Source organism: Brevibacillus sp. 7WMA2, from assembly GCF_010748895.1.
GTDB lineage: Bacteria > Bacillota > Bacilli > Brevibacillales > Brevibacillaceae > Brevibacillus_B > Brevibacillus_B halotolerans.
In genome coordinates this window covers 729,178-751,665 of the sequence record NZ_CP048799.1, presented here as the reverse complement: position 1 = coordinate 751,665, position 22,488 = coordinate 729,178, and the positions used below count along the sequence as shown (strand labels likewise).

The following is a 22,488-nucleotide window of genomic DNA, read 5'->3' as shown; positions in this document are numbered from 1 at the left end:
GGAGTCAACAGAGATCGTATTCTCTCTAATAAATTGGGACAACTTCAATAAATACTGCACGCTACACTTTTGGCGCGAATTAAAAATCCATTAGAGGCTACAATGCCGGTAAACAGATGTCTTGATGCTCGGACACATGAGAAGCAAATTGATTTGTATTATCAATGGCTTGTGGGTCCATGGCTTAGAGCATAAGATCCTCCTCGTATATCAAATGTTTCTGACAAAGCTCTTGTTACCAAATGTAAGACCATTGGGAAGAACCGGTAACTGCTCCATCGTGTATAGTAACCCATTTTCTTAAATGGTATTAAGACATGTCTCCCCCAGACGGTAGAAGCTCCATTACAGATTCCAACTGAGTCACTATGGGCTTCTTCTGATATCGTTCTCCATGTACTTCTTCTCATTCAGTTATTTCGCAATGTTGACGAATACCCCATTATTGAGTAGTTTTAAAGCAGCTGTTGAGAAGGCTTAAAAAAATGGTATAAAATATGGTGAACTAATAATTGTAGATGGATGGGAATTAGTGTTTGCTAAAACGGATTGCTACCATTGATAAAGCATGCATTATATAGATAAAAGAGGGATATACATGTTATGAAAAATAGGAATCCAAGAAATAGTACATGAAACGCTAGAACTAGATGATTATATTCCGTTCAATGTTTACTGGAAAACTCCATTTGTATTTCCTACTCAATACTGGAGAACTGGAGATTTAAAAGAATCCTTTATAGAGATTGGGATTAATTCAGACTCTGGTGAATTACTCTCCATTACATCACTATTACTACCTTCTATATCTTATGAGTCGCCCACTTTCTTAAATAGTCAAAAAGCTATTGATCAATCTGGCATCCCAGTCTTTGATATATCTGCTTGGGAAAAAATCAAATATATTGATGATCCCATTGATTTCCAATCATTCTTTTTTAATGGAAGGTTAACCATAGTTTTTGAGGATACAAATGCAGCAGCTTCTACGTTATCCTCGGAACATTTTACGTTTTATTTTGATTCCAATCATTTTTTGATAGCCTTTGAACTTGGAAATCTTTCTGAAGAGGAAATCCTTCAATTGAGTTCTTCAATTAAATTGAATACACATTGTAACATGTAACGTTATACCGGATTTAATTGCCCTCATTTGTTTAAAGGTTTCTTGTTAACTCATGGAGGCTAGGATGCGGAAAGGATTGACTTATGTGTTTCGACATTACGCGGCTGGACTCGACTTGGTACAGAGATAGCTCTCGTTGTTGTCTTCGTTTCGCTGTTATCTTCGCTTCTTTATTACTACCACTGATAATTCAAAGTAACTCGCCCGTCTGAATAGCTGTTCTAGTAGTCGCAGCTATTTTGTTGGACATAGGAGTATCCGCAAACCTTGTGCTCAGTCAACGTTCGATTTTTCGTTGGGGTCAGAAATTTGTAGTCGATTAAACGAGCTATTCATGGCTATTTTCTTTTTGGGTGGTGCTATTGGCTCCTCCTCTATCGGAGTATGTGCATACGCCTTATGTGGATGGAGTGCAGCATTATGGATTGGAATAGCTTTTCCGGTCATAGCACTGCTTTATTTTGCACCAGAGAGATAGCTCTTTGATCAAACTTTATCTGTCAGGATTCGTCTGACTGCATGAATATGGTTTCCATTTCCATTTGCTGTGGGGAAGAAGGTAAAAAGTCCACGTTTAAAACACTATAGCCATAACAAGCAGCATAGCTGGATTACCAGTAAGATAAATGTGATAAGTCACACAATTTCGGAATATTGTCCCTATGTCTTTAACCTTTCTTCTACAAAAAAATCCCGTTTCACTGTTAAAAAGCGAAACGGGATCTCATCCTTAGCAATCAAAATATATACAAAAACACAGTTGCCTACACGAGTCAAAATTACGGCATTCTGTTACATGCCCTTCTCATTCATGATTGACACGACTCTTTGATCCATCAGCCCAGTTTAATCACACAACTACCTAACACCTTATCTCCAAAAACTAGCTCCAGATGGTCGCCATCTGCAATCGCACCCACGCCTGACGGTGTGCCTGTAAACAGGACATCTCCTTTTCCTAGACCAAAATGCTCACCTGTAAAATTAACCAAGGACTGAATGTCAAAAATCATGTCTGTGATATTGCCCCGTTGTACTTCCTGACCATTTTTCAACAGGCTAAAATCTACCTTTTCTAGCTCAGCAATACTGCTAATTGGTGTGCTTGCAGTCAGAATTGCGGAGTTACGGAAGCCTTTCGCCAATAGCCAAGGAAGCTTCTTCTCTTTTAATTGGTCCTGTAAATCTCGCATGGTAAAATCAATGCCTAGTGAAACACGATCGATTAACTCGTCAGCTTTCATTCCTTTTTGATAAGCTTGATTTATATGTACGACCAGCTCCACTTCGTAGTGAATGGCCCCTTGATCATTTGGCAACCGGATATCCTGTCCATCCGCAATCACCTGAGCATGGGTTGGCTTCATAAAAAGAAATGGAGATGTCGGCACCTGATTGCCTAGTTCAGCTGCGTGTAAACGATAGTTACGACCTACACAAAAGATGTTTTGCACTTGTTCCATGTCTTCTACCTCTTTTCTGCTAGCTAAGGAATGAGTCTAGTAACAACGAATCATTGATCGACTTCCTTGCGTTATAGATTTCATTGCTCTCTTATTTTAACACTGAACACAGGGATTTGGTGCATGCTTATGAAAATTCTCGGAGCTACTAACTGCAAATGATGTCGAAATCGGAAAGGATAACTCACATTCGTCCTACTCCACTTTTGCCCTATCATGATCGAGCAAATGCTACGTCCTGCCCAAAATGTAGTCGAACTCCTTGCACATGAAATGATTTTTCCATCAATTATTTCCAGTTTATCCTCGATAGCCAGCTTCCCTTCTTCCATTTCCATAGATCATAACAGTTCAAGTATGAGGCATGAAAAAATCCAAGACCCCTTCATAATAGGATGTCTTGGATCTCACAAGCTTTACACCTGACGCTCTGCTACAATATATTGCACATACTCTTCTGCACTCTTTTGAACCGTATGCTCATCTGCTTGGAATACCCCATGGAAAATATACGCAGGCAAAAATGTCGTACCGATAAAATTACTTGTTGCTTGGAAAGGCTTCAATAATTCGCTCATGGAATACTGATTAAGGCCACCAGCACGATATTTGTCCTCCGAGCTACCAGTGGATATCGCAAGGATTAAATCTTTGTTGTGTAAGTTGTTGCCATTCGTCCCGTACGCCCAGCCATGTGTGAGAACTGTATCCTGCCACTTTTTCAGTAACGACGGCGAGCTATACCAATAGAGAGGGAACTGTAAAACAATTCGGTCATGCTGCTCACATAGCTTTTGTTCTGCTTCTACATTTATTTGTTCATCAGGATATTCCTTATACAGCTCATGTACGGTAATCGCTGCATGCTTCTTTGCTTCCTCTATCCAAGCGCGATTAACAACCGATTCCTCCATATTTGGATGAGCAACAATAACTAACACCTTCATGAGATTACCTCCGAATTAACTGAGATTACGCTTCCTGAATAAGTGCTGTCCTATTATCCTACTTTTTGTTCAATCCTTGCTTCTCAACAAATTCCTTCATATACATACGAGCAGGTTTGGACAGCATATTGGCCATCTGTCCTGTCCATGTATCTGAGCGTTCCCCTTGTGTACGTTCCTGATAGTAGCTAGAAATCGTGGCGTTATACTCCTGTAATTGCTGTTGATAGCTCTGTTTATCCTGATTATATTTCTCCTGATGGTACACATGCCCAATTGGCAGACGCGGCTTCTGACTCGACTCCTGTAATGGATAGCCTACTGTCATCGCAAAGAGTGGCATAACGTGAGTAGGGATGTCTAAAAGCTCTGTGACAGCCTGCAATTGATTGCGCAAACCACCAATATAGCAAATGCCAAGCCCCATAGATTCTGCTGCAAGAGCCGCATTCTGTGCTGCAAGGGTCGCATCAATCACCGCTACCATGAATTTTTCTGTGCTTTCAATGGCTGGAGACAGGTCTTGCCCTTCCATCTCGGCAATCACCTGATGACGGTGTAAATCGGCGCAAAACACGAATAGATGCCCATTGGTTTCCACATACGGTTGATTACCGCATAGCTCAGCCAACTTGCGTTTTGTCTCTTTATCTGTAATTCCGATGATGGAATAAGCTTGTATGTAACTGGAGGTAGAGGCCGCTTGGGCACATCTGACAATGGTCATAATTTGTTCTTCTGATAACGGACGATCCTCATACTGTCGAATAGAACGGTGGTTCAACATGGTTTCAATGATGTTATTCATAGATATCTCCTCCCATTTCCTGCTCTTGCCTAACAAGGAACGAAAAAATCTGTCCCTTCCTCTATTAAATATCCAAATGAAAGGATAAGCAAACGCTGAAGGAAAAGAAAGTGTAACAAGAAAAGTCAGTCTTTTCTTTTCCTTGTGTTAATCCTTATACGGATCAAACTCATCCGCCCCTGCCATGCATACTCCTACAGGCTTTAACACATGTAAAACGTCCAGAGTTTCGGCGTGAGCTTGTAGGACGTCCTGAAGCTTTTTATAAACGAAGGGACTTTCATCGGGACCTGCACCTCGAAGCTCTACCCCAAAATCCTGCACCGCTTTTTTCATCTGCTCCTCGGTAATCTTTCCTCCGCTACGCTTGCGAGTTTTCCAATTAAGGCGACCGGCGGCCTCTGTTCGGCTCATCATTCTACCTGCACCATGCACCGTGCTGTAAAAAGCTTCTTTATTTTCCTTCGAATCCTTTCCTTGAACAATGACAGAAATATCTCCCATACTACCGCCAATAAATCCAAGCTGACCCGGAGCTGAAGGAGTTGCCCCTTTACGTACAACAACATACTCCTTCTGATCATGTATTTCCTTCCATGCAAAATTATGATGATTATGCACCTCAAACGTACTGGAGGCTCCTAAAATTTTTAATACCTGATCAATCACATAATCCCGTCCTGCATAAGCATACTTACCGGCTAAGCTCATTGCTCGCAGATACATATCACCAATTTCCGTATCTAAATCTAGCAGAGTCGGTGCTTGATCCATGCTTTCTCCTGGTGCCTTGTCGGAAAAACTACGACCGTGAGCCAAATTAAGAAACCCACTTGCAGTCTTATGACCAAAGCCACGACTGCCAAAATGATTCGCAATCCATACGACGTCCGTAGCTTCTTCCACAAAAATATCGACAAAATGATTACCGCTACCTACCGTCCCTAATTGGTTGTGCGCCAATGAATAAAGGGATTGGTATTCTTTTTTGCCAATTTGCTTATACACGTTCCAGTTATCATCATCAAACAGCTCGTGATCTACTTTTTCTTTATTAACGCGGCCCATTCCAAAAGAGATTCGCTTGGCAATTTTGTTCATGATAGCAGGCATTTTTTGCTGAATATCCCGATACAGTAAATTAGTACGAACGGCCTTGTTTCCGCATGCTATATCATAACCTACCCCAGATGGGGAGATTTGTCCTTCGTAGACGACAACTCCCCCAACCGGTTGGGAGTACCCTTTATGATGATCTGCCATCAATAACACCTGCACAACATTTCCATGCTGAGCGCAAGTTACAGCTTGCGAGACAGCATTATCTAGGGGTGTTCCCCAGACACGCACATTTTGAATCGTTTGGTACATGTTACACTCTCCTAGTTGCTTATTATTTTCAAAATAATCCGATTTTACCCTTTGCCAGTGGTCTTATAACATGATTGTAGCAAACTTGCCTCAATCTTTGCATCTTTTATCCAATTCGATTGTATATTTTTCTCCTTATGCTAAAATAATTCCAACTATCTGATAATTCCACAATAAACCAATAAGCAAAGATCAAGAGAGGAACAGGTAAAATGAATCCAGAACAAATCTTTCCAAAGCTTGAAACAAAGAGACTCATTCTTCGTCAGTTGCAGCCCTCTGATGCACCTGCCCTATTTCATTATTTCTCCAAGGATGAAGTAATGAAATATTATGACTTAGAAACGTTCTCAGAACTAGAACAAGCAGAAAACCTCATTTCTTTATTTAACGAACGTTATATGGCAAAGCAAGGGATTCGCTGGGGCATTACACAAAAAGCGGACGATGTAGTGATTGGAACCTGCGGATATCATAATGTTCGTACGGAGCATTCCAAAGCAGAGATTGGTTACGAGCTATCTCCTGCATTTTGGCAGCAGGGGATCATGACTGAAGCGGTTCAAGCCATTATTGAATTTGGATTTTCTCAATGGAATTTGAATCGGATTGAGGCCTTTATTAATCCGGAGAATGAGGGGTCCAGAAAACTTTTAACCAAAATAGGGCTTCGAGAGGAAGGCTTCCTGAAGGAATATTTTTTCGAAAAGGGCTGTTTTGTTGACGCTGTTATTTTTGCCATTTTGCGAAAGGAGTTTACTCATAAAAGGTAAAAATAAGAGACCTTTATCCCAAAAGATAGAAGGTCTCCCTTTCTTTTCTGATGCGGCTGTTGGTGACTTTTATCCTTCCTGAGAATTTGATAGCTGTGGCGAAAGAGTAACCTGTAGCTATCTGTATCCTCAAAATAGTTGTTCTATTCCTTTAGCTTTATAAGCGCAGGACCTCCGCAACCTCCCCTAGTGCCTTCGCAATCCGAGCTTCCTCTACATTGGAAACATTGATTCGCCATAATAGCTCTTTTTCAGAGTCCTTCATGTAGTAACGTTCTACAGTGTCTATAATAATTCCGCGTTTGAGCAGATTTGTTTTTATCTTGGTTTCCGATATTCGCTCTTTTGTCTTCATATACGAGTGCACACCACCATTTATCGGAGCTTCCACCACATTATGACTTTGTTGCCATTTGCGAAGCGTACTTGCACGTTCCTTAACAAAAATCTGGAAACCCCTAGAGTTAACCTTTATCATGATGTCATTAGGTTTCGTTTGCTTTAACATCCTTTCCCTGACCCAGCACCTCGGTAATGGTACCATTTCGGCTTTTTTTGCACCTTGGAGCGATATGCGCTTTGTGTTGGCTATAATATATCTGAGCATTCTGTCTTCTGTGGGCTCTGCCTTTTTATCCAATTATGTTTTATCTAAAATAGAAGCTACCAAGATGAGCGTATTTAACAACCTTTCAACACTTATCTCAATGCTAGCTGGAGTCATTTTTCTACAAGAGGAATTAGGGTACTACCATTACGTAGGAGCAGCCATGATTATAGTCGGAGTGATTGGTACTTCCTTTTTAGGCCAAAAGAAACACCAAACACAAAGCATCCCAAAATCTTAAAAATGAATGATGTTATTACGGAATCCATGGGTACTAGCCTTGAGTCTTTCTAAGACCTCAAGGCTTATTTAAGTAAGAAAGCATTTCGTTTATTGTTCATTTCGAAGAGGATGTACGAAAGGCTGTCTAACACTTTTTTCTCTGAAGTTGCAAAAGTATACGATTCAAATATTGTTTTTTTTGTTAAAATGAGAGCTGGGAGTGCCAATCTGCAAACTTCCTCTATTCCATCATCTAAGGAGTGTCAAAATGGGAGCCTATCTCGTACCAATTCAAACTGCATTATTCATCTTTCTCCTTGTAGCCTTCGTCTTGACTGTTCCTTATATGATCTTTAGCTATAGACGCTATGGCTACATTAATAGGTATCGTGTCCTTTTCCTGTCTTCCTTTTTGTTTTACGCACTATGTGCCTATTTTCTAGTGATTCTACCTTTGCCGGACATCATTGATACTTGTTCCATCCAATCACCGGGAACCGTTTATTACAATTTACAGCCATTTTCCTTTGTACAAGACTTTCTCAAGGAGACAAATCTTGTCTGGTCCAAACCAGCTACCTATCTGTCGGCCTTACGAGAACGTGCCTTTTTGCAAGCAGCCTTTAACTTCCTATTATTGTTGCCATTAGGAGTCTATGTACGATATTTCTTTAAGAAAGGTTGGAAGTTTGCATTAGGTGTAGGCTTTGCAACGTCACTCTTTTTTGAAATAACACAGCTAACTGCCCTCTATGGCTTTTATACTTGTCCATATCGTCTATTTGATATTGATGATTTGATGCTAAATACGTCCGGTGCAGTAGCTGGATTTTTCATAGCGCCATTTCTACTGATCATGTTCCCTCCTAAGGATCAATTAGATCAAGGGATTAACTTAGACGAAAAGCCTGTTGGCTACATACATCGTTTGTTGGCCTTCATGATTGATTCTCTAATCGTAGAAAAGCTAACATCTGTGTTTACGGATTTGTTTGTTAGAAATACGCCTTCTACGAACTGGGGGGTTACGACATTTCAGTATCCGATCATTACCTTTGCCTGCTTCATTCTTTACTTTATAGGAATGACCTATTTATGCAAAGGGCAAACCGTTGGACTATGGCTATTGCGTCTTAGGGTTGTATCCACCGTACATCAGGAGCTAACAATAAAAGAGATCGCCAAGCGGAACATCTCCTTCTATATCGGGAATATCGGAATTACCTCCATAGGTTATTTTATCCTGAATGGATTGCCAACCACCCTATCATACTATCCGCTGCTCTATATTATGATTTTTGGAGTAGTTTTCTTATATCAGTCCGTGTTAGTACTTCACTTCGTACTGATCATCCTACGAAGAAAACGACAATTTTACTATGAAACCATTAGCCAAACAAGAATTGCACGTAAAATAAAAGAACCTAAAACAACGGATTAAAGACGAGCTGATCTCAGCGAAAAAGCTTGGAGTTTCATTCTCCAAGCTTTTTTATATGCATCGCAAATGACTAGAGTACCCCCCTGCAAAACAGAATATAGCTATCCTGAAAAGAAAATATCGGCAACAACTATCGGTAAATTTTATTGAATTTTTCTGAATTTTAAAATAATATATAAGAAATTTGTTTTATATTATAATTTTTAGGAGGATTGTTATTCTATGAAAAAAATGTCACTTGCAGCCATCGGTCTTGTAAGCTTATTAAGTACGTCTAGCGTTTTTGCATGGGATGGTACCGCTACATCAACAGCATCTAAGGACAAGCTTACAGTAGAAGCTCTGCCTGAAAAGATGCCTGGTAAAACCGTTCTTGCATTCTCAAATGGAACATTTATGGTGAAGGAAGAAGCTAAACCATCACAGGTAAAAGCCCTTTCTGCCAGTGAAGAATATTCAGCTGAAATACTAGAAAAAATGCAGCACTCAGAAATTGTAACTGATGAGGAGCTAGCCCAATTGCCTGTACACCCAGAAATCGTATATAACGAGATTGAACCTCAAGAGGGAATGCTTGCCTACTACAATGCGGAGGGAGATCTGTATAAGGTAACCCTAGACGGAGTAAATGTGTTAGCAGCTTGGGCAAAGGGACCAGCAACCCCAGGTACATATGGCCCGTGGGGTGCGCACAAAAACAAGATTATTGCGACTGCTACCGATGTTGAAGGTACAGGACGTGTCACCAACTTCACTGATGCAATCGGGGATCATGATAATCGACTAAAAAAATATGACGCCGCTACCAAAGGAGTATACGATAATCCAAAAAGCAATACCTCGATTCGTGTTCGCAATTTTAATAATGATCGCATTGTCTATGTATATAAAAATGATATAGGTGCCTTACCAGATGCAGTCCTCGATGTTTGGCAGCCTACTCTTGCGGATTTTGGTGAAAAAGTCTCAGACTATACTAGTTTCCCTGGCCGCTATTATTATGTAAAATAAGTAATATCGCAATTCACCACATTATTCAGGAGATTCTAATCAATGAAAAAACAACTCCTCTTTTTCTTTTTGATTCTTTCTACCTTACTTGTTTCTTGTAGCCCTACCAAATCACCTTATCTCTCCATTACTGTAACAGCAGGCGAAGGTGACCAGCTTTTATCCACTACCTATGAATATGACCTATCTACGAAAAAATTATTGATGCGAGGACAAGTACCTTATACATCGCAGTATCCTTTAACTGCTGTGGATGTCAAACGACAGGTGATTTACTATACCGGACGCGATCAATCTGGATTAGCCGATCAGTTACAGGTGTATGATTTGACATCAAAGCAATCTCAGACGCTTACAACTGATTTATTCGCTATCAATGAATTGTTTGTTATTGATAAACAAGTAGTTTTGGCTGCTTCCTCCAAAAAGGCAACAGACAATCATATCATGCCACTCGCTTCCTATGATTTGGATCATAAGCAATTCCAATTCTGGTGGGACCCCAATAAGGAGGATACCACCGTTAAGTTTGCAAAACCCATTCCTGGAACCAATCGGTTATATGCTGGGCTATACTCATTTGGGGAAAGTTTCACCAATCTTGAAAAAGCAAATCAGCTACAGCTACAGGACGGAGCAGAGCCCCCTCTCTACACAGTATTCGAGTTTGATGATAGGGGAAATAAAATCAAGAAATGGTTTGAGACAAAAGAGGAGTTACCTTTCTTTGCACTATCTTCTGATCAAAAACAAGCCTTTTATAGCAGTGCTACTACCACCTTTACGCCTAGAAGCTATCAGTTCCTTGAGCTTGCCACTTCTTCCAAAACTCCTTTTACACCATTTGAACAGATTTCTGATGCGTTTTTTGAACCCGGGGATCAGGGCTTGCTGCTGCTTGGTACCTATCAAAAAAAACGTGGCGTTTATCGATACGATCTCCAAAGCAAGGAGGTTACTTTACTAATGGAAGAGCCTACTAAAGCATTTATAAACAATTTGACTCTAATGGAAAAGTAACACAAAGGAACACGCAACAGGAACCATATTGCCGACTGCCTTTCTTTTGCAGTATAGTCGAGAGAATTGGACCAAACGACTTACAACTGGCAAAAGCTAGTACCTTTTCAATAAAAATGCCCGCAGCTCCTCTTGGCCACGGGCATTTTAGAGACTTTCCTTACATCTGTGCATCCATCATTCTTCGCAGATGTAAGATTATGTTTTCCTCCATAAACTCTACGTCGTCATACGTAATATAGTCACCTTGTTTTACAATTCTTTTCAGACGGATGTGCGGACCAATTAAACCAATCGGCAATGCATTCATCCGCTGTTTATCCGTAGCTGTCACGATCCTGCCAAATGCCGTGAATCCACCGATACAATCTAATGCGTCACCGGGCAGCAAATCTTTTTTAGCTACCGCCACGGTTTCAGCTACAGAGCCATAATACGGTATAATGGTTGGCTCTTGATCTAAATAAGCTTTGGCTACCGAAAGCGGTGTTTCTAAACTACACAGGTGATACGGTCGATATAATACATAATGTGGGCCATTCCCCATTTTGAGATATCGCATTTCGTGGTGTACTTCTTCTTTATCAGAAGTAATGATTGCAAACACACCTGGAGCAATTCCATCCACATACTCTACGATCTTGTGCTGATGTAAAATACCGCCATGCTCTTGTAATCGGAAAATGTCCGGCAATTCTCTCACTCCTGACTTTACTCCATGCATACCTGGTATATCAGGAATAAAGCCTGTAGCATTGGCTACACATGTCATCTCGACCATCGTCTTTGTTCCATCCTGGAAAGAAGCAATCATCTTCGGACTAGCCCCTTTTTGGAGCGCTTCCTCACGCGCCGTGTCCGGATTTGCAAAGTAATTTACTTGATTGTTTTTTCCCTTTCCAAGCGCCACAATCTCAAATCCTAATGCATCTGCAAAATCATGCAATTCCATAATGCATCCAGGCTCGTCCCCTGCTGTCCCTGTATAGACCAGCCCTGCGGCTCTAGCCATTTTTGAAAGGAGCGGGCCAACAGTCACATCTGCTTCCGCATTTAACATCACTACATGTTTTTGATTCATAATACCATCCCATGCCATTTTAGCGCCGATAGTAGGAACCCCTGTCGCATCAACGATCACATCTACTTCCTTGAGACTAGCTATCAGAGAGGCATCCTTCGTGACAACTACACTTCCTCGATTGATGACTTGATCTGCTTTATCATTATCTTGCGTTTCATAAATGTCGGTATCTCCCACCCCAGCCTTTTTGTACGCATTCACTGCATTTTCTGGTGCAATATCGGCTGTAGCAACCACTCGCATGCCTTTCATCGACTCAATTTGAGAAATCAGCCCGCGCCCCATTTGCCCTGCCCCGACCAAACCTACCTTGATAGAGCCTCCGTCTTTTGCCAACTCAGCTAGTTTTCGATTGATGTTTAGCATCATACTTCTCCCCCTTGGTTTTGTAGGAACGGATTTTTAGTAACGTACAAAAGCAATGACCGTATCAATATCAGGAACCGGCAACTCATTCTCTTCCACATGGATGGTACCCGGTAACTCTGGGGTAGGCTCTCCATCAAACCTAAGTGTACAGTGACCCATGCTTCGGAGTGTTTCATTAGCTGTTGCTCCGACTGCTGCAATCCTATACTTTCTATCTCCAACAACCAGAAAATCGCCTGCTTGTACAGGTGCAAACAAATCCGCTTTGGTGTGTAGAACAGCGATATCGTGCAATTCGTCTGGAACATTATCATCAAAAATAATCAGCGTACGCTCTGTTAGAAAGCTTTCGACTAATTCGCCAATTTTGGTGGCTTTTACTTCTAGCAATGTTGTCATTGGTTTCTCTCCTTCACGAATACTCCCTGCGTATTTTTTATTCCACACACAAATGGATTACTTACTCTGAATAAAGTCCGAAGCTGAATAAATAAGCAATCACAACAGCAAGTGGACCTGTAAATAAGCGGGAAATTAAAACCGCTGGCACGCCAACCTCGATTGTTTCCGGCTCCGCTTCTCCCAAAGTAAGTCCTACTGGGACGAAATCACATCCTACCTGTGGATTGATAGCAAATAACGCTGGTAAAGCAAGCTGTGGTGGAATATTTCCTCGACCGATCTCTACCCCAATGAGAACACCAACCACTTGAGCAATCACCGCACCTGGCCCTAAAACTGGGGATAAAAACGGCAGAGCCGCAATGATTGACAATAACAATAGCCCTACTAGATTACCAGCAAGAGGAGAAACAAATCGTGCAATCACATCTCCAATACCGGAATAGGTGATAATGCCGATCAGTGTACTTACAAATGCCATAAACGGTAATATATTTTTAATAACCTGTTCAATTGTTTCACGGCCAGCCTGATAAAAAACATTGACGATGCTTCCCATCACACGCCCAATTTTTTCGATGATAGTAGGTTGTTTGGCGGCTTTCATCTCAGCTACTCTGGTTTTGGCTTCCTCCTTTAATTCCTTTGCGCTTTTACCTGTTAGAGACAATGAAGCCTGAGCTGTATCCGTTTCTGTGATTCCTTTCTCTGCTACCAAGGCTCCTTTTGTTTCTTGCCCTGCGGTTTCGGCTTCCATGATATCCTGTTCACGTACACCAGATACAAAAATCTCTTCTTTAATAAATTGAATGAGCGGTCCAGATGGTGAGGTGGCAGTGATGTCGACAGTCATGACGTTTAAGCGAGGATATACACCGCAACGAGCCGTTCCACCACAATCAATGACCACGCAAGCCATTTCATCTGGTTCCACCTTATTGTTAAACGCATCAACAGCAATACCACCAGTCAACTGAGCAATTTTGTTCGCTACAGGATGGATACCCCCTCCCGTTACGCAAGCGATATATTTCTTTTCATGGGTTGGTAAAATGGTCAGTGGACCACCCCAGCCGCCAGAGCCTTTGACAATATGAACAGCACGGTAGTTTTGCATTTCCGCTCCCCCCTTTTCACCTTCTATACACTTGCTTGTTGAGCTTTACGTTTTAGCATCATCTTAGTGATATACTCCGTCAATACGCCTCGAATTAGGATCACGATTGCACCAACGATGAAAAAGCGAATGGCGATTGGTCCCAGTGTGTAGCCTAATTGCTGAATGCCTGTGGCAATTCCCATATAAACAAATAACTCAGCAGGGTTCGCATGCGGAAACATACCCGTGATCGGATGACACATCGAGACGGCGGAATCATAAAAAGCTGGTTTCTGTTCTTCCTTCAAGAAGCGTCCAAAGGTATATGCCATTGGATTCGTTAAGAAAAACATCGCCATAATGGGAAATACCGTGTAGCGTAACACAATATTTCCTGTACACTTTTGTGCAAAGCGTGCAATTCGTTCTTCACCGCAAAATTTGAGTAATGCGTTTACTGCTGTAATCAGACAAACTAGCGTAGGAATGATCCCTGTTACGAAACCAATAAATGTTTTCCCCCCTTCATTAAACATTCCAATAAACCCTTCAGCCAGATGGATAAGGAAATCCATAGCCATACCCCCTCACAGTTAAATGAGTTACTCGGAGTAACCGAGCTTTTTACCCTTGAAGATGAAAAAACAGGCCGAGTCATGCATCCTTTTTGCATGTACTCGGCCCACGACCCAAGTATGAATCACTACTGTATTTGTAAAGTTGAAGCTGGGTAAAAATCTATCTAGGTGTTAAAGGTGTAATCAATGTAGGTATTGACTTAGCCTCGCCTTCCATAGCTGTTGTGGAAGGGAATGCGGTTTTTGCTCTCTGTAGTTTTTTTCGTTGTAGGTCAATCTGTTGAATCGCTATTTGCAGCGCTTTTTCTTCTGGTGTAACTGGAGTAGCAGAGTAACAATCTTCTAGCGTCTTCCCGATTAGCTCAGGTACTTCCTTGAAGGTAGCAAAAACAGTTACCCCCGTCATTCTCTTGCATCTAGTAATAGATCCATCTGGATTCGTAGTAAGTATGACGACAGAGCCGATCGACAATCTGTTTTTCTGCACTCCAACTCCTAGAAAACCAGCACGTTGCTGTTTCATTTCATCTATGCTTTGACGATAATGTTTCACCTGACGAAGCGTAAAGTAAATTTGGCAAAGCCACATCCCAATGAAAAAGAATAGAAGTGCTCCCCACAAGCCCATCATCGCTCACCTCATTACATTTGTTCTAGTTGCTTACAATTGTAATTTGAAAGCGTTTACTTGTCAAAGGATTTTTAATAAAGAAAAAACGAACCCACTTTTTCCTTGGGTTCGCTTTCATTCAGGCATTACTTATTTTGGCTGTTTTAAACCGAATTGATTGCCATCCTCGTCTCTGAAAAAGCAAAAGATGCCAAATTCCATTTCATTCGGTTTATCAACGTCTACTCCTTTTGCTTGCAGGTCTTCATACAATTTATTAATATCGTCACATGCAAATACGATGGATGGCTTTAACTCTGCCCAGTTTTTCATCATTGCTTTTGGATAAAGAACGAGGCGTGTCTGGGCATTTTCGGGACCTACTTCCAACCATGTTGCTTTAGGCCCCATAGGAAAGTTAGCATATACAGTAAATCCTACTTTCTCTGTCCAGAAAGCTAGTGCTTTTTGTTGGTCTTCTACGTATACCCCTACCGTGGAAATGTGCTTCATCATAATTATTCACCTAATTTCTATTTGTTAAAAAATATAATGCCCTTGTATCATATGAGAAATTCGATTCCCTTTGCAAGTCCTGCTACTAATAAAAGACTTCCCAAACTCGCTGGGAAGTCTTACATATTCCTCTATCTGAAATAACTTTCGTTAGCTAGTCATTCACATTTTGATCGTGAATTTCTTTCTTTAGATTTCCAGAGCGGATAAGCTGGACAACTTTCTCAATGTCTCCATCCAATGCCCTATCACGTTCTACAAAGGGTACTTGCTTGCGGATCATATTGTAAATCTTTGTTGTTTGGGGAGACATTTTTTTACTATCACGCAAATCTAATGCCTGACAAAGGGCGATGAGATGAATTGCCGCTACATGTTGGGTCAATTCAACAATGGTACGTGCATCTCGTGAAGAAATTGTGCCCATACTCACCTTATCCTGATTATGGGCTTCTGTAGAACGTGAAAATACACTTACTGGACCACTCATCTTTAAAGCCTCCGCCGTTAGGGCTGAGCTTGCAATTTGCATACCCTTAAATCCATGATGCAAGCCGATTTCGTAATTGTCACTGTTAAAACGCGGAATTAAATTGGGGGTCAAATCCTTATTGAATTTTTCGTCGACCACCAGTTGCAATTGTCGATCTAGTAAATCTGCAATATTTGCAACTGCTACTTTAAGTGAATCCATAGCTTGTACAACATGACCGCCATAAAAATTTCCCCCATTGTAAACGTCACGTGTTTCCACATCAAAGATAGGATTATCGTTCGTTGAATTAATTTCCACCTCTAGCCATTTTTTCACCCAATCTAATGTGTCATACAGCACGCCAGTAACATGGGGAGCGCAACGGATCGAATAGCGATCCTGGATGCTTTGTGTTAATTCCAAATAGGCCTTTGAATCCAATTTTTCATTATTCCCTACAATTTGTGAATATTCTTTAGATAATTGAGATCCTTCTAGCAGGGTATAAATATTTTTCGCACTTGCCATTTGTCCAAGGTGTGGTTTTTGTTCATGAATGAATGAATAAAAGTGTCCTCGGTTTCCAAGCAATGCTTCTGAAGCCATCGCCGTACAAATATCGGCTATAAATGCGATTTCTTCTGCATCCGCGTAAGCGAGACAAGCAAAGGCAGACATAAAAGAGGTCCCATTTACTAAAGCAAGTCCTTCCTTGGCTTCCAAAGTCAAAGGCTCGAGTCCCTCGGCTCCAAGTGCTTCTGCTACCTCATGCTCCTCCCCTTTATACAGAACTTTTCCTTCCCCAACTAATATAGAGGCAAGATAGCTTAACGGAACTAAATCACCACTCGCTCCAACCGATCCGCGTTCAGGAATAATTGGTGTAATTCCCCGTTCCATATACGCTATAAGTTGATGAATGACCTCCAATCGTACCGCTGAATTGCCCTTCACCAAACAATTCGTGCGTATGAGCATAGTTGCTCTTGCCACAGCCTCATCTGCTACTGGACCAACCCCACACGATAGAAATCTAATTAAATTTCGTTGCAAATCCCATGCTTTCTCACCAGAAATTTGTCTGTGTACACTGTCCCCAAAGCCTGTCGTAACCCCATAAATGGGATACTGCTGATTCATAATTTCATGTTTTAGCTCGTTGCACTCTTCGATTCTTTTGTTCGCTTCTTCTGATATGTGAAAAGTAAATGCTTCGAAGGTACCTTTCGCCATCTGGGCTACATCTGTTATGGTCAGATCATTTCCATTTAATTGAAGTGTATGCTTTCCATGTAGCATCAACTTTGGTTCGAAAAGGGCTGCTTGACTCATTTTCAACCTATCCTCTCTATGTGTATCTGGTTTCTTCTCTATTTCTCAATCGCTTGAAGGTATGAGCACAAGGTGGAAATTTTCACCTGATCATCTTCCATAACCGAAGTGATGAATGTTATGAAAATACGACTTAGCTTCTCTATCGTTTTTTTATCAAAAATATCAGCATTATATTCAAAGATAGGTAAAATGCCTTTCTTACGATCTTCTTCCACATACAGCGCAAGATCAAACTTTGAGATTTTCTTTTCTGTATAGTAGTGGCTCATTTGTAATCCATGTAAATTGATCTCATGTGTGGAATCCCCAAAATGAAACGTTGTGTTTTGTCTAGGCCATTTTTGAATGGAGAAGCAGGTCTGAAACAAGGGAGTTAGACCGGTTTTGATATCCTGCTCTTCCATCATAAGCGTCATGGGAAAATCCTGATAATCCAGACATTGTTTAATTTGTTCATCAACAAAATGCACCAGCTCAGCATACGTGGGATTTTTCGGCATTTTCAATCGCAATGGAATTAGATTGACAAAAACACCACACGTATTATAATAGCTTGTCGATGCACGTCCATACCTAGGTGTTCCAATTACGATTTCTTCTTGCTGTGAATAACCATGTAAAAACGCGAAATATAAGGAGAGCAGAACTCGATCAAGGGTCGTCTCATTCTGTTGACAATAAGCAAAAACTTGATCGCTTACTGTTTTCTCAAGACGAAACGATACCGTCCCTCCTTTATACGTACGAACCTGTGGAAAATCTCGATCTGCTGGAAGCTTCAGGACAGGAAGCTCCCCTGACAGCTTTTCTTTCCAAAATAAACGCTGTCTTTCACCTTCTGGACTTTCTAACATTTCGTTTTGGGCTGCAACAAAGTCTGAAAACTGTTTTCTGATCGGAGTAAGCTCACATTCCTTTCCTTCCAATAAACTCTTGTATATTAATCCAAAATCATCGATTGTAAGAGAAGCAGACCAGCCATCTACAGCAACATGATGCCACACTAAAAGCAAGATAAAATCATCCTCTGAAAAGCGGAACAATCTAATTCGAAAGGGAGGATTTTCTTCCAATTGAAAGGGGCGGTAGGTTTCCTCACTTAAAAACTGTGTTACGAGCTCTTGTGACCAACCGCTAGCATCCACCACTTCAAAATCCAGAATCGCTTCCTCATATACTTTATGCACCGGCTCCTCCTCCATGAGAAAATTGGTACGGTACATTTCATGTCGCTTGATCACCTGTAAGAAGGCTTCCTTCATGACATCTATATTGATCTTGGAATGTATACGGTAAAGGATTTTTTCATTGTTCCCATAGGAATCAGGAAGCAGGGCATAATGTTGATAAAATACACTCTGCACTTTTGATAACGGATACGTTTTAATCACCGTTTTTTTCACCAATGTAACCATCCCCTATTCATGTTCTTGTAAATACTGAAGTAGAATGCGATTAAACTCCTCGTAATGAGTGATATTACATCCATGACCACCGTTGATCTCGACTAACGTAGCTTGCGGAATTTTTGTTACTAATTGATTTGTTTGAGAATAAAAGCCCATGATGTCTCGTTTCGCTGATACGATCAATGTTGGCACAGTAATATCTCCCAGGATTTTGTAGGTATTTAATTTACCTTGTCTTTCGATCTCGTTATATTGAAAGGCAACTGGATTTACAAATTTACTGTCTTGAATCAGTTCATACGCACCTTGTCGATAATTCACATAGAAATCAAGTGCAAAGGCATCCTTTAAGGATTGTTCATCCCATAATTGATTCATGTCGCAGAAACTTGTTGCCAATGCTAAGGAAACAACCTTTTCAGGGAATTTCGCTGCAAAGGTCTGGGCAAGCATTCCTCCCCAGGAAGTTCCCACCACATAAAGAGGAGAAGGTATTTGTAAGATATCTAATACCTCACAAACCGTATTTGAAATACCCTGAAACGTAAGATCGCCGTTATCTTCACTTAAACCGACTCCTGGTGGGTGGATAATAATGAATTGACAGTCCTCTCGCAGTTCCTTTATTTGGTAGTACCATTGAGAAGCAGTTAAACCGAAACCGCAGAATAACAGAACCGTTTTTTTCCCTTTTCCACAGATAACCGCTTCAATCTGTCGGGAGGTTTGCGTGCGAATTAGTAAATGCAGGATATCATTTTCTTGTTCTCTCAATGACTGAACCTCTGAGATAGTTGATGGATGTCTACTGATCGGCTGTCCAGCTTTCATGTTTTTCCAGTAGGTTTTCAAATCTTCTGGAAAAGTAAAATGATCACAGCATATTCTCGTTATGACACTAGCTGTTTCTTCCTCTTGTTCTGCACGCAATGCGTTTAGCTTTTGAATTTGGCTCCTAATAGCACGCTCCTCACCATATAACACGATCGTTTGCGTGCTGTGTTGTGATAAGATATGGTCCAGTGCTACTAATCCTTCGGTACTTGGCAATACAGATAATCCTGTTGAAGCACTCATCATTTGTAACAGGTCTTCCTGAAGCTGCATTCCACCGTCTGCCCATAGTGGCCAGTTAATCGTAAAGGTTTGGCCGCATCTCTTGCCGCTATTGACCAGTTCCTGTCGCTGTAGGGCAAACAAATCCATAGATGCGTTGGCACAAGCATAATCAGCTTGGCCTACATTTCCCATAATGGCTGAAACTGATGAAAAGAGAACGAAATATTCCAATTCATCATCCTCGGTGGCCAGATCTACATTCCACGTTCCCTTCCATTTTGGTGAGAGCACAGCTTGCAAATCATTGGAATCCTTATGAAGGAGTAATCGGTCTTGAATCACGCCAGCACAATGAAAAATACCTGTGATCGGTCCAAGTTCTTCTCTAATAGACTGAAAAGCTTGAGCCGTGTCTGCCTGTATGCATAAGTCTACTTCTATATAACGTACGTCCGCTCCCATTTCCATTAAGCGATAGATCTGTTGCTGTTTCTTTTGATCCAACCGGGAACGTCCCAATAAAGCAAGCTTGATACCCACCTGCTGTGCCAGATGACTGGCGATTAAATACCCTAAGCCACCTAAGCCGCCTGTAATAACATATACACCATGCTCCATGACATAATGAGATCGGGGGGTAGATTTAGGAGTCATTTCTCTTAGCTGATAAACATACCGGCTTAAGTCCTTACCACGATACTGAATGCTAGCTACCCCTTCATCGTGGCAACGTGCCTCTTTTTCCAGCAAGACTGCGATTTCATGTGCAGGCGTCTTATTTAAATTCTCAAAATGAATGATTTGACTGTGTATTTTTGGTTGTTCTAGGTAGGCTGTCCTGAGCATTCCTTCTAAAGCTTCAGCGTATTGATCTACTTCACCTGAACCAGCGACAATCTGAATGAGAATGTCCGTTACCGGTTTTTGCTGTAACAGTTCCTGAATGTGCAGAAGACATTCCTTGCACTTAGCTTGAAATTGATCAATCATGTCCACCCCATCGGATTTCAAGGCAAACACATTCTCACGCTGCAAATGTCGCTTCAATTCAGCTTGTAGGCCCCTATCATCATGAAATAAAAGAACAACTTGCTTGCGACTGATAGCGGAAGAACGTGATTCCTTGAGCCCTAGCTTTTTCCAGTGTCGATTAAAATAAAGCACGGTAGCTTGCTCAGCTTGTAATTTGCTCGACAGAGGCGACACAGCTATTTCTTTTGTATCCACTTTAGCTTCCGCTATAAAAGCTTCCCCCCAATTTTCCTGCAAATATTCAGACAGCTTGGCGACTGTTGAATATTCAAATAATAGAGTTGGATAGAGGGGTGCATCTACCTTCTTCTCCAAGACTTTGACAAGACTTAGTAAATGTGTTGAGTCTAATCCTAATTCATAAAAGCCTGTATGCAACGGGATGTCTTTAGGATTTGTTTGTAGTACGGAGGCGATTTCTTGTTGTAGGTATGAGTGGATCAAATCCGCACGTGATTCTGACGATTTAGCGGTACCATGTTCTGTCACAAAAACTGGTTCAAAATGATCTAGCAAATATTGCGATAAACGTTCTACTGTCGAATATTCGAATAGCAGCGTCGGGTACAGAGCTGTCTTTACTTTGTTCTCCAGGACCTTTACAAGCCCTAGTAATTGCGTAGAATCTAGTCCCAGCTCATAAAAGCCTGTGTTCGTTTGCACGCTCTCTGCATGTATTTTCAGCACGCCTGCTATTTCCTGCTGTAAATATCTTTGAATAGAGGCTAGATGAGGACTCTCTCTTCCTTGGTGGATGGTCTTCGCAGGCTGTATCATCTCACTCTGTTCAACTGCATGCGCAATGGAATGAGTCTTTGCGATGTCACTAATATGCAGGGAGCGTGTTTCTGTTAATTTTTTTATAAGCTGTGGCTCCCTAACTCGTTTTACAGTGAATGTATTATATTCGGCTAATATATCACCTCCTTCATTAAAAATAGTAATATCACGAGATACAATATCTGGGGCAGATGATATCTTTTCTTGCGTTTTTGTCTGCTCGGTGTACGTATAAACCTTATTTGGCAAAGGCTTATAGATACAAAACCGTTCAAGCATAAATGGTATATAAGGCGTATTCTCCTGAAAAATATTGTATTGCATCCCCGTTACCATAAAAGACGCTCCAGCTAAACATGATCCATCTAAAAAAGCGGCATGGGCATAAAATTGATCGAGGTAGGATTCTGCTAGGCTACTAAGTCTAAGCTCCATTAATTCCTGATTCCCCCATTGATACACCGTACCTTCCGTTTTCATGAAAGTATCATGGAAGATTTTCGTCTTTCGCACCAAATCGTACATTTGATCCATATCCCACTGCTTGGTGGATTGCTTCATGAAGGCTTGCACATCGAATGCTTGAGAGTTATTCCTATTATTCATGACATACATAAAGCATTCCATGTTTACTTCCATTTGCTGATCAATAATCACGTCATCTTTTATTTTTTGGCTGGTGATCGTCACTTTCCAGTAAGAATCAATAGGTGTAAACGCAACATAAATATTCTTGTCAAAATCCTCTGATGTTACGATAGGCTGCTTGAACAAAACCTGTCTCAACTCTATAGGCTGTTTATCGAGATACAGAGCCGCTACACGATAAACCATATCCATGAGAGCTAAGCCTGGAACGGCACAAATGCCATGAACACGGTGATCTTGTACTAAATAGTGACTATGATACAATCGCTGTAAAAAAGTCTCTTGTACTTGTGTTTGCTTCAT

Annotated in this window: 19 protein-coding genes and 1 pseudogene; 6 read left to right on the top strand and 14 right to left on the bottom strand. The window is 41.1% G+C overall.

Annotation, left to right across the window (positions count from 1 at the left end):
• Positions 1 to 1,287 precede the first annotated feature (1,287 nt).
• Positions 1,288 to 1,604: pseudogene (locus tag GOP56_RS03180) on the top strand (MFS transporter); the annotation flags it as partial.
• A 358-nt stretch (positions 1,605 to 1,962) separates the two neighbouring features.
• Here the strand turns inward: GOP56_RS03180 and GOP56_RS03175 are convergent.
• The 4 genes from GOP56_RS03175 to GOP56_RS03160 form a co-directional block, all read right to left on the bottom strand.
• Positions 1,963 to 2,589, bottom strand: coding sequence for a fumarylacetoacetate hydrolase family protein (locus tag GOP56_RS03175; RefSeq protein WP_163244474.1), 627 nt, complete (start codon positions 2,587 to 2,589; stop codon positions 1,963 to 1,965).
• Positions 2,590 to 3,005: 416 nt separating this feature from the next.
• The gene (locus tag GOP56_RS03170) at positions 3,006 to 3,536 is read right to left on the bottom strand and encodes an NAD(P)H-dependent oxidoreductase (protein WP_068794056.1); all 531 of its coding nucleotides are present in this window, start codon (positions 3,534 to 3,536) and stop codon (positions 3,006 to 3,008) included.
• Between the two features lie 58 nt (positions 3,537 to 3,594).
• Positions 3,595 to 4,344, bottom strand: coding sequence for an oxygen-insensitive NADPH nitroreductase (nfsA, locus tag GOP56_RS03165; protein ID WP_003337234.1), 750 nt, complete (start codon positions 4,342 to 4,344; stop codon positions 3,595 to 3,597).
• Positions 4,345 to 4,491: 147 nt separating this feature from the next.
• Positions 4,492 to 5,715, bottom strand: a complete 1,224-nt coding sequence (locus GOP56_RS03160; protein WP_163244473.1) for an RtcB family protein — start codon at positions 5,713 to 5,715, stop codon at positions 4,492 to 4,494.
• 212 nt (positions 5,716 to 5,927) lie between these two features.
• Here GOP56_RS03160 and GOP56_RS03155 point away from each other — a divergent pair, with 212 nt between their 5' ends.
• Positions 5,928 to 6,488 carry a GNAT family N-acetyltransferase gene (locus tag GOP56_RS03155; protein WP_163244472.1) on the top strand — a complete coding sequence of 187 codons (561 nt, stop codon included), beginning with the start codon at positions 5,928 to 5,930 and terminating at the stop codon, positions 6,486 to 6,488.
• A gap of 157 nt (positions 6,489 to 6,645) precedes the next feature.
• On the opposite strand, the gene GOP56_RS03150 is transcribed toward GOP56_RS03155, so the two are convergent.
• Positions 6,646 to 6,996, bottom strand: coding sequence for a hypothetical protein (locus GOP56_RS03150; RefSeq protein WP_163244471.1), 351 nt, complete (start codon positions 6,994 to 6,996; stop codon positions 6,646 to 6,648).
• Here GOP56_RS03150 and GOP56_RS03145 point away from each other — a divergent pair.
• From GOP56_RS03145 to GOP56_RS03130, 4 genes are all read left to right on the top strand, one after another.
• Positions 6,965 to 7,336, top strand: a complete 372-nt coding sequence (locus GOP56_RS03145) for an EamA family transporter (RefSeq protein ID WP_371807979.1) — start codon at positions 6,965 to 6,967, stop codon at positions 7,334 to 7,336. The two genes, GOP56_RS03150 and GOP56_RS03145, sit on opposite strands and share 32 nt — an antisense overlap.
• A gap of 249 nt (positions 7,337 to 7,585) precedes the next feature.
• Positions 7,586 to 8,758, top strand: a complete 1,173-nt coding sequence (locus GOP56_RS03140) for a VanZ family protein (protein ID WP_163244470.1) — start codon at positions 7,586 to 7,588, stop codon at positions 8,756 to 8,758.
• A gap of 222 nt (positions 8,759 to 8,980) precedes the next feature.
• A complete protein-coding gene (locus GOP56_RS03135; RefSeq protein ID WP_163244469.1) occupies positions 8,981 to 9,769 on the top strand; it encodes a hypothetical protein in 789 nt (262 codons plus the stop codon).
• A gap of 42 nt (positions 9,770 to 9,811) precedes the next feature.
• Positions 9,812 to 10,789 (top strand): hypothetical protein, encoded by a 978-nt coding sequence (locus GOP56_RS03130; RefSeq protein ID WP_163244468.1) that lies wholly within the window; start codon positions 9,812 to 9,814, stop codon positions 10,787 to 10,789.
• A gap of 160 nt (positions 10,790 to 10,949) precedes the next feature.
• On the opposite strand, the gene GOP56_RS03125 is transcribed toward GOP56_RS03130, so the two are convergent.
• From GOP56_RS03125 to GOP56_RS03085, 9 genes are all read right to left on the bottom strand, one after another.
• Positions 10,950 to 12,239: an NAD(P)H-dependent oxidoreductase gene (locus GOP56_RS03125; RefSeq protein WP_163246791.1), complete on the bottom strand. Its 1,290-nt coding sequence runs from the start codon at positions 12,237 to 12,239 to the stop codon at positions 10,950 to 10,952.
• A 36-nt stretch (positions 12,240 to 12,275) separates the two neighbouring features.
• The gene (locus tag GOP56_RS03120) at positions 12,276 to 12,641 is read right to left on the bottom strand and encodes a PTS glucitol/sorbitol transporter subunit IIA (RefSeq protein ID WP_163244467.1); all 366 of its coding nucleotides are present in this window, start codon (positions 12,639 to 12,641) and stop codon (positions 12,276 to 12,278) included.
• Positions 12,642 to 12,702: 61 nt separating this feature from the next.
• Positions 12,703 to 13,761, bottom strand: a complete 1,059-nt coding sequence (locus tag GOP56_RS03115; protein WP_163244466.1) for a PTS glucitol/sorbitol transporter subunit IIB — start codon at positions 13,759 to 13,761, stop codon at positions 12,703 to 12,705.
• 23 nt (positions 13,762 to 13,784) lie between these two features.
• Positions 13,785 to 14,318, bottom strand: a complete 534-nt coding sequence (locus tag GOP56_RS03110) for a PTS glucitol/sorbitol transporter subunit IIC (protein WP_003337222.1) — start codon at positions 14,316 to 14,318, stop codon at positions 13,785 to 13,787.
• Positions 14,319 to 14,481: 163 nt separating this feature from the next.
• Positions 14,482 to 14,952 (bottom strand): transcriptional regulator GutM, encoded by a 471-nt coding sequence (locus GOP56_RS03105; protein WP_163244465.1) that lies wholly within the window; start codon positions 14,950 to 14,952, stop codon positions 14,482 to 14,484.
• A 129-nt stretch (positions 14,953 to 15,081) separates the two neighbouring features.
• Positions 15,082 to 15,447: a VOC family protein gene (locus GOP56_RS03100; RefSeq protein ID WP_163244464.1), complete on the bottom strand. Its 366-nt coding sequence runs from the start codon at positions 15,445 to 15,447 to the stop codon at positions 15,082 to 15,084.
• 154 nt (positions 15,448 to 15,601) lie between these two features.
• On the bottom strand, positions 15,602 to 17,254 hold the full coding sequence (locus GOP56_RS03095; RefSeq protein ID WP_163244463.1) for an aromatic amino acid ammonia-lyase: 1,653 nt from the start codon (positions 17,252 to 17,254) through the stop codon (positions 15,602 to 15,604).
• A gap of 38 nt (positions 17,255 to 17,292) precedes the next feature.
• Positions 17,293 to 18,672, bottom strand: a complete 1,380-nt coding sequence (locus GOP56_RS03090; protein WP_121474065.1) for a condensation domain-containing protein — start codon at positions 18,670 to 18,672, stop codon at positions 17,293 to 17,295.
• 3 nt (positions 18,673 to 18,675) lie between these two features.
• Positions 18,676 to 22,488: an alpha/beta fold hydrolase gene (locus GOP56_RS03085; RefSeq protein ID WP_163244462.1), complete on the bottom strand. Its 3,813-nt coding sequence runs from the start codon at positions 22,486 to 22,488 to the stop codon at positions 18,676 to 18,678.